At 71.3% G+C, this 7,211-nt stretch carries 6 protein-coding genes and 1 pseudogene; 5 read left to right on the plus strand and 2 right to left on the minus strand.

The features are described from left to right. Positions 1-462: pseudogene (locus tag QZ433_RS04610) on the minus strand (hypothetical protein); the annotation flags it as partial. A 145-nt stretch (positions 463-607) separates the two neighbouring features. Here QZ433_RS04610 and QZ433_RS04615 point away from each other — a divergent pair. Together QZ433_RS04615 and QZ433_RS04620 are read left to right on the plus strand one after the other, a co-directional pair. Then, positions 608-1,282 carry a response regulator transcription factor gene (locus tag QZ433_RS04615; RefSeq protein ID WP_295780235.1) on the plus strand — a complete coding sequence of 225 codons (675 nt, stop codon included), beginning with the start codon at positions 608-610 and terminating at the stop codon, positions 1,280-1,282. Then, positions 1,279-2,745 (plus strand): HAMP domain-containing sensor histidine kinase, encoded by a 1,467-nt coding sequence (locus QZ433_RS04620; protein ID WP_295780238.1) that lies wholly within the window; start codon positions 1,279-1,281, stop codon positions 2,743-2,745. Before QZ433_RS04615 ends, QZ433_RS04620 begins: the two co-directional genes overlap by 4 nt. Positions 2,746-2,839: 94 nt before the next feature. Here QZ433_RS04620 and QZ433_RS04625 read toward each other — a convergent pair whose 3' ends face one another. After that, the gene (locus QZ433_RS04625; RefSeq protein WP_295780240.1) at positions 2,840-3,181 is read right to left on the minus strand and encodes an ATP-dependent DNA ligase; all 342 of its coding nucleotides are present in this window, start codon (positions 3,179-3,181) and stop codon (positions 2,840-2,842) included. Between the two features lie 305 nt (positions 3,182-3,486). Here QZ433_RS04625 and QZ433_RS04630 point away from each other — a divergent pair, with 305 nt between their 5' ends. The 3 genes from QZ433_RS04630 to QZ433_RS04640 all read left to right on the plus strand — a co-directional run bounded on the left by QZ433_RS04630 (position 3,487) and on the right by QZ433_RS04640 (position 6,911). Next, a complete protein-coding gene (locus tag QZ433_RS04630) occupies positions 3,487-4,890 on the plus strand; it encodes a hemolysin family protein (RefSeq protein ID WP_295780241.1) in 1,404 nt (467 codons plus the stop codon). Beyond that, positions 4,887-5,909, plus strand: a complete 1,023-nt coding sequence (locus QZ433_RS04635; protein ID WP_295780243.1) for a CNNM domain-containing protein — start codon at positions 4,887-4,889, stop codon at positions 5,907-5,909. Before QZ433_RS04630 ends, QZ433_RS04635 begins: the two co-directional genes overlap by 4 nt. A gap of 183 nt (positions 5,910-6,092) precedes the next feature. After that, positions 6,093-6,911, plus strand: coding sequence for an SDR family oxidoreductase (locus QZ433_RS04640; RefSeq protein ID WP_295780245.1), 819 nt, complete (start codon positions 6,093-6,095; stop codon positions 6,909-6,911). Positions 6,912-7,211: the final 300 nt, after the last annotated feature.

Consider the following 7,211-nt stretch of genomic DNA (forward strand, 5'->3'; position numbering starts at 1 on the left):
GGCGGGGGGGGGGGGGGGGGCCGTGCCGTCCGCGGGGGGCGTCGGCTTCTCTCCGTCGGCGAGCGGACCCTTCGGGCCGTGGCCCGCGGGACCTCCCCCGGGGCCGCACTCCGACGGGGCGGAGCCGTCCTTCGGGGCGGCGGGCGCCGTCGCGCCGTCCGCCGGCGGGGTGGGCGCGGAGCCATCCGCGCCAGGCGTGGGAGCCGTGCCGTCGGCGGGGGTCGATCCGGGGGTGGAAGCCGAGCCGGGCCCGGTCGCGCCGCCGTCGGCGCTGGGGGCCGAGGTGGCTGCGGTCAGCGGCGTCGCGCCGTTCTGCGCGGCGAGAGCGGCGGTTCCGCCGGTCAGGCCCGCGGCGACGATGACGGCGCCGGCGATCAGCGCCGGTCCGCGCCACGAACGGCGCCGAGGCTCGGGGGTCTCCTCATGACGAGGGATCGGCAGGGTGGGGTTGTCGTCGTTCATGTCTTCTTCCCGTGCCGGTGGCGGTCACCGGCTCTGAGACCAGGTTTCGAGTCGGGACTGAAGCGAACCTGAAGCCGGGGATCCCCGGGCGTTCGCATACGCAAGCCATACGCGGCGTCCAGCACTCGTCCGTATCGTCGTGCGGATGTCCTCCCCCGCACGAGTGCTCGTCCTCGACGACGACGAGACCATCCGCCTCGCCGTGACGACCGCACTGCGGGCCGATGGCTTCGTCGCCGAGGCGGCGCCCGATGGCACCGACCTGGACGAGCGGTTGCGCGCGTTCCGCCCCGACCTGGTCATCCTGGACTGGATGATGCCCGGGCCCAGTGGCATCCGGTTGCTTCCGATGGTGCGCGAGGCGGGAGACGCAGCCGTCATCATGCTCACCGCGCGCGACGAGGTCGACGACCGCCTGCGGGGATTCGCCGAGGGCGCCGACGACTACGTCGTCAAGCCGTTCACGATGGCGGAGCTCGTCGCGCGGTCCACCGCCGTGCTCCGGCGGCGCGGACGCCTGCCGCAGACCATCTCGGTGGGCGACCTCGTCGTGGACCCGGACGCGGCGACCGCGCACCGCGGCGGGACGGCGCTGGATCTGACGGCGACGGAGTTCCGACTGCTGCACCTGTTGGCCGACAGCCGAGGGCGGACGCTGTCGAAGGCGCAGATCCTGACGCAGGTGTGGGGGTACGAGGACTACGATCCGAACCTCGTCGAGGTGCACCTGAGCGCCCTGCGTCGCAAGATGGAGCAGAACGGGCCCCGCCTGATCCACACCGTGCGGGGGCTCGGGTATCGCCTGAGCATCGCGCCGTGAGCGCCCGGGAGGCGACCGCGCCTCTGCGCTCGGAGTCGCTCCGGCGCCGCACGATCGTCGCGGTGCTCGCCGTGGTGGCACTGCTGCTGGTCGTCCTGGCCGTCGTGGTCGACCTCGCCCTCGGCGCGCGCCTGCGCGGGCAGATCGAGGAGCGGTTGCGCGATCGCGCGGCAGCAGCGGCTTCGCTCGTGGGCACGGTCGACGACACCGACCTCGCGGAACGGCTGTCCGACCAGGGGCTCGCCGTGCGCATCGACAGCGCCGGCGGCGGGTCGGTGGTGGCAGGGCCGAGTCCGGAGCAGCTGCGTCAGGGGCCTCCCGGCCCCGGAGGGCCCGGTCCCGGCGACCGATCGGAGCCCTCGCCGAGCGCCTCGACCAACGGGGTGGAGGTCGTGGCATCCGCCGTGTCGGGAGACGATCAGCTCGTCACGCTGCGCTCGACGCTCAGCGACGGCTCCACGTTGACGCTGACCGCCTCGGCCGTGGGCGTGGGTGAGACGCTCGCTCAGGTGCGGTGGATCGTGGCGGTGTCGTCGGTCGGCGTGCTGGTCCTCGCCGCGGGGGCCGTGACCCTGGCGGTGCGGCGGAGCCTGCAGCCCCTCGATCAGGTGTCGCAGGTGGCCCGCGCGATCGGTGCGGGAGAGCGGGGGCGCCGATTGCGGCCGACGCGTTCCGACACCGAGATCGGGCGCGTGGCCACCGCGCTCGACGACATGCTCGACGACGTCGTCGGTTCGGAGCGCGCGGCGCGCGACGCCGAGACCCGCTTGCGGGCGTTCCTGTCGGATGCCGCGCACGAACTGCGAACCCCGGTGGCGGGCATCAGGGCGGCGGCCGAGACCCTCGTCCGCGCCGACCTCGAGGGACCGGACCGCGAAGTCCTGGCCGCGCACGTCGCCCGTGAGGCGCAGCGGGCGTCCCGCCTCGTGGACGACCTGCTGACGATGGCCCGGGTCGACCGCGGGCTCGACCTCCTGCGCGTCCGGACGGACCTGCGCGAGCTGGTGCGGGCCGAGGCGCGTCGAGCTCCGCTCATCCACCCCTCGCTCACCGTGCGGACCGACCTGCCCGAGACCGAGGTGCCCGTCGATGTCGACGTCGATCGCCTCGCGCAGGTGCTCTCGAACCTCGTCGAGAACGCGGCGCGGGCGACCGGCGGACGCGGCGCCGTGGCGCTGACCGTGACACGGGACAGGGATGCCGGGGTCGCGGCGATACGGATCCTCGACGACGGGCCGGGCGTGCCGGCGGCCGAGCGCGAGCGCATCTTCGACCGGCTCGCGCCCCTCGTCGAGCGCATCTTCGACCGGCTCGTGCGCCTCGACGAGGGGCGCGAGAAGTCCGGCGGTGTCGGATTGGGGCTGCCGATCGCCCGGGGCATCGCCCGCGCGCACGGCGGAGACGTGCGGTGCGTCCCCGTCGAGACGGGGGCGCGGTTCGACCTCACGCTGCCGGCGGCGTGACGCGGCGTTCAACGATGCCCGGGGTGCGGCGCCGTACCGAGGGCCCGCCGGACCAGACGGCCCGACGACACGTCCTGCGACGGTGAGGCGCTCGTTACGAGACGGTTCGCCCGCTCGCGTGCTGACGCGTCGGCGCGGGCTGCGGGGCTATGCCCGCCGCGGTCAGCGTCAGACCGTCCGCACCGCTGGCGTCGTGCATCATCTGATCGACGAGCGCGCGATCGATCGCGGGTTCGCGACCGCCGTAGAACTGCATGACCAGGGCGTTCGAGGCGTGGATCCACAGGCTCGCCTGACGGACCCCCTCGTTCACCGGCAGTTGGAGCATGAAGCCCTCGTTGCGGCGCAGCTTGTTCATCACGACGATGCGGAGATGGGCGAGGATGCGGTCGTCGATGTCGAACGATGCGCGGTCTCGATAGATGAGGCGTCCCACGGCGGGTCCTTTTCTGGCGCGTTGAAGCGTACCGGTAGAGCAAGGGCGGGACCACGCTGGGAGGCGAGGCAATGCGGGGACCTTCAGTATCGCACCTCATCGCCGTCGACGGGGGTCATCACCGATATATCGGTGGAGCGAGGCGAATGCCCAGTTTTCGCGGCTTTCCGAGCGATATCGTCGAGATGATCTGCGATCACCGACCCACGAGAGAGAACACCCGTGAGCCCCCACCGCACCTCTGCCTCCACCGATCAGGAGGGCCGATCTTCGAGCCCTCTCCGTGTGAGAGGGGGTGAGATCTGATGCTGGCTGCGGCCCTGACGCTTCTGTTGGGGATCATCGTGACCCTGGCGATCATCGTCGCGTGCGGATTCTTCGTCGCGCAGGAGTTCGCCTACATGTCGGTCGACCGCGCGCGCCTGGCCGCGCGGGCCGAGAAGGGCGACGCGCAGGCGAAGCGCGTGCTGGCCATCACCAAGCGGACGTCGTTCATGCTGTCCGGCGCGCAGCTCGGCATCACCGTGACGGGCCTGCTGATCGGTTACGTCGCCGAGCCGCTCATCGGCGAGTCCATCGGGACCCTGCTCGGCGGCGTCGGCGTCGACCCGGCGGTGTCGGTGCTCATCGGTACCGTGGGCGCGCTGCTGCTGGCGACCGTCGTGACGATGATCTTCGGCGAGCTCTACCCCAAGAACCTCGCCATCGCGAGTCCCGAGCCTCTGGCCAGGGCCCTGGCCGTGCCGACGCGCATCTACCTGTTGCTGTTCGGCTGGCTCATCACGGTGTTCGACGTCGCCGCGAACGCACTGCTGCGCCTGCTGCGCATCGAGCCCCTCGAGGACGTCGACGAGAGCGCCACCGCGCGCGACCTCGAGGCCATCATCGAAGAGTCCCGCGTGAGCGGTGATCTGCCCGACGATCTGTCGATGATCATCGATCGCATCCTCGATTTCCCGCAGCGCGACGTCGAGCACGCGATGGTGCCCCGCTCGCAGGTCGGCTCCGTCACGCCCGACACCACCGTCGGCGAGGTGCGCGCGCTCATGGCGACCGGCCATACGCGCTACCCGGTCATCGGCGACGAGGACTCCCCCGTCGGTGTCGTGGAGCTGATCGACATCCTTCGCGAACGGCCCGCCGACGACGCGCCCGTGGCCGCGGTCATGCGCGCCGCGGTCGTCATCCCCACGTCGATGCTGCTGCCGGTCGCCCTCGACCGCATGCGCCGCTCGCGCAACGAGCTCGCGTGCGTGGTCGACGAGTACGGCAACTTCGACGGCATCCTGACCATCGAAGACCTGACCGAAGAGGTCATCGGAGAGCTCTCGGACGAGCACGACGCCGAGGTGACCGAGGTTGCCGCGGTCGGCGACGACGCGTGGAACGTCCCCGGCGACCTGCACCTCGACGAGCTGGAGCGCCAGATCGGACACGACCTCGCCGAGAGCGACGTCGAGACGGTGGCAGGACTGGTCATCGACGCGCACGGCGATCTGCCCCCGGTCGGCGCCGTCGTGAGGATCGACCTGCCGGAACGGCCGAGCGAGAGCGTTCAGGGCCTCGACATCGATCGCTGGCTGAGCATCGAGGTGCGCGAGGTCGACCGTCATGTGCCCTCGCAGCTCGAGGTGCGCCTCACCGAGGTGGACCGGGATGCCGAGCCCGCCGACGAAGACGACACACGCTCCGAGGAGGTGGCCCGATGAACGGCTGGACCGTCGCCCTCATCACGACCGGTTTGATCATCGCGAGCGCGTTCTTCGTCATCGTCGAGTTCGCCCTTCTCGCCGCGCGTCGCCACCGACTCGAGGAAGAGGCCGCGACCAGTGCCTCGGCCCGCGCCGCACTGCGCGGCGTGAACGAACTCACCGTCATGCTCGCCTTCGCACAGCTCGGCATCACGGCCTGCACCTTCTTGCTGGGAGCCATCACCAAGCCGGCGATCGACTACGCCCTCGCCCCGGTCTTCGAGGCCTGGGGTCTGCCCTACGTGCTCGCGGACATCATCGCTTTCATGCTCGCGCTCATCGTGGTGACCTTCCTTCACCTCGTGATCGGCGAGATGGCGCCGAAGTCGTGGGCCATCGCGCACCCCGAGACGGCGGCGAAGGCCACCGGCATCCTGGCCCGCGCGCTCACCTGGCCGCTGCGTCCGTTCCTGCTGTGGATCAACCACATCGCCAACCGGCTCGTCAAGGCATCGGGCGTGGAGCCGGTCGACAAGGCCGCCGCCGGTGGACAGGACGCCGACACGATCCGCGAGCTCGTGGCGCATTCGCGTCAGGCGGGCACGCTCGAGCAGCAGTACTCGGAGCCGATCGCCCAGGCGATCGCGCTGGGGACGCTGACGGTCGGCGACATCGTGCGCACCGACCGGCGCCCGACGGCGGTTCCCGCGGATGCCACGGTCGCCGACATCCAGGCGGTCGCCGCCTCGTCGACCCACCTGCGCATCCTCGTGGGGTCGGGGGCCGCGTCGCGCGTCGCCCACGTGCGCGACACGCTCGCCGTCGCCCCGCAGACCCCCGCGCGCGACATCGCACGCGAGCCGCTGGTCCTCGCCCCCGACGCATCGGCGTACGACGCGCTCGCCCGCATGCGTCGCGGTCGCGTCCAGCTGGCGACGGTGGTCGAGGGCGAGCGACTGCTCGGCGTCGTCACCCTGGACGATCTGCTGCGCGAAATTCTGCCGGGGCCGGAAGAGGTGGTCGCTGCGGGCCGGTGAGCCGCGGCATCCACTCCCCTCATCCGCCCGCTGCCCGCGGACACGCGCGTCCGGCGCGGTCCCGTGGGCGGCGGGCGATCGCGGTTGCCGAAACGGTGCGCCGCGACTGTCAAGCCGTCCGGAGGTCAGAGGGGGGCGTCGTACCGTCGCGTCCATCTGTTCTCTCTTTCCGTAAGGACTTTCATGAGCAAGATCTGGTTCATCACCGGCGCGTCCAAGGGCTTCGGCCGCGAGTGGGCCGAGGCGGCCCTGGAGCGAGGTGACAGCGTCGCCGGCACCGCCCGCAACCTCGACGATGTCACCGACCTTGTCGATGCCTACCCCGACACCTTCTTGCCCCTGCAGCTCGATGTCACCGACCACGGCGCCGACACGGCCGCGGTGAAGGCCGCGCACGAGAAGTTCGGCCGTCTCGACGTCGTGGTGAACAACGCCGGCTACGGCCACTTCGGCATGGTCGAGGAGCTCGCCGAAGATGAGGTGCGGGCGCAGCTCGAGACCAACTTCTTCGGCGCGCTCTGGGTCACCCAGGCAGCCCTGCCGGTCATGCGCGCGCAGGGCTCGGGCCACATCATCCAGGTCTCGAGCATCGGCGGTATCAGTGCGTTCCCGTCCGTGGGCGTGTACCACGCGTCGAAGTGGGCCCTCGAGGGACTGTCGCAGTCGCTCGCCCAGGAGGTCGCGGGATTCGGCATCCACGTCACCCTCGTCGAGCCCGGCGGCTACTCGACCGATTGGTCGGGACCCTCGGCGAAGCGCAGTCAAGAGATCGCGGCCTACGCGGACGTACGCGAGGAGGCGTCGAAACGCCCCTCCGCTGCGGATCCGGGAAAGCCCGAGGCCACCCGCTCCGCGATCCTGAAAGTGGTGGATGCCGACACCCCGCCGCTGCGCATCTTCTTCGGCAAGGCGCCCCTGGGCATCGCCGAGCGCGACTACGAGTCCCGCCTGAAGACCTGGCGCGAGTGGCAGCCGGTCTCCGAGGAGGCGCACGGCTCGTGACGAGCTCCCCTATGCGCACGATGGGCTGAGGATCGGCGCAGGAGCGCGGATGCCGCCGTGCACCTGGCGACGCGGACGACGCGTCGTCCCACCCCTTCCCGGCCTCGGACCCGAAGCGCGGCCGGGAAGGGAGCATCGGCGCGCTCAACGGACATAGGCGTCGACCAGCAGCCCACCGCGGATACTCCTCATCGCGTCTATGAGCCGGTCCAGGGTGCGGGCGTTCCAGGCGGACAGTGAAAGGTCGAACGGCCCCAACGGTTCGAGCGCACCGGTGCGTAACCGCACGACCTCCCATCC

The sequence above is a fragment of the uncultured Microbacterium sp. genome, assembly GCF_913776565.1.
Classification (GTDB): Bacteria; Actinomycetota; Actinomycetes; order Actinomycetales; family Microbacteriaceae; genus Microbacterium.